The 1,190-nt window shown below is 48.1% G+C and carries 1 protein-coding gene and 1 pseudogene; both read left to right on the forward strand.

Features of this window, described 5'->3' with window-relative positions:
* A pseudogene (locus DID96_RS37740) lies at positions 1–117 on the forward strand (IS5/IS1182 family transposase); the annotation flags it as partial.
* Between the two features lie 500 nt (positions 118–617).
* Complete coding sequence (locus DID96_RS37745; protein ID WP_124604396.1) at positions 618–1,130, forward strand: hypothetical protein; 513 nt, start codon at positions 618–620, stop codon at positions 1,128–1,130.
* The last annotated feature ends 60 nt before the right edge of the window (positions 1,131–1,190 follow it).

The following is a 1,190-nucleotide window of genomic DNA, read 5'->3' on the forward strand; positions in this document are numbered from 1 at the left end:
TTCCGTCGTCTTCGCATTCGCTTTGAACGTCGGGCCGACATTCACGAAGCATTTCTCAAACTCGGTTGCTGCCTCGTCTGCTGGAACATCTTCAGACGGACGGAGCAGCCTTTTTGAATCCGTCTCTAAGGAGGTGATGTTGTTGCGGTGTGCTGACTGCGCACCGTAGATAACGACAGATTGCGTTTCTCCTTCTTGTGAAGAAGCCGGCCAAGTGCCGGCTTTTTCATTTTCGGGCCAATGGAGTTGATTGATGTATGGATGGTGGAGATTCGTTTGAGGGAAGAATGGTCAGACGAGTTAGAACTTTGTGTGGATTAGATCGTCGTGTTGCTGCAAATTTGATTGCGTTGGTGATGAGTGTGAGGGGTCGGTAAAAGTACGAATTTTCTATGGGAATTCGTACTTGTATGAAAATTTGCGAAGCGCTTGTTTTCTTTCAATTCTTTTTATATCTTTTGAAACGGCTGCCGGCAAATTCAAGCGAACCAGTGCAGGCGCCACGATGCTTGCTGTCGATGCACCGCCGTTTTCTGTCGCGATATGAAGCTTATTGAGCCGGGTCCAGAAGGGCTGTTGCGAACGATGAGGTAATGCCAATGGGGGCGGGGAGGCATGTGAAAAATATCATGCTGGTAATAATGGTTGCTGGCTTTTTGTCCGCGTGTGTGATTACTCCTGCTTGTGAACTTCCAATTCGGTCGCCGCAACAGTTTTTGAATGACGTCAAGATTGTTGCGGATGCTGGTGATCTGGAGAACGTCAAATTTGTTTCCAAGTGGTTAAGGGTTGACTATCAGCGCGGTGCGAAGAGACTCGTCTACGATGAGGGCGGCCAATTTGTTAAGGGGTATGTGGTCGACGTGACGCGCTACGCATTCTCTAGAGAATATTCGCGAGATGGCGGCTTTGTGTACGATATATATCAGCCTAAGGGACGTGATTCTCCTGGTGTTTTTATATCGTTGCCAATAGATTCCTCGGCAATTTGTATTGCGCCATATGATTTTATTGATGTGTTTGATGATGTCAGTGGGTATCCAATTGTTCGTTGGGGGTTGTGGGCATGTCGTTATACACATCGTGACCGGCGAATCGCGGCCGCGAAAGAACACGTTTACTTTCAATGACATAGAGCAGCGCTTGTAAACTGTCGGCGGATCGCGTCTACTCTCCGCTTTTGAGCGGAT

Source organism: Burkholderia sp. Bp8963 (assembly GCF_003854275.1).
Taxonomy (GTDB): Bacteria; Pseudomonadota; Gammaproteobacteria; order Burkholderiales; family Burkholderiaceae; genus Burkholderia.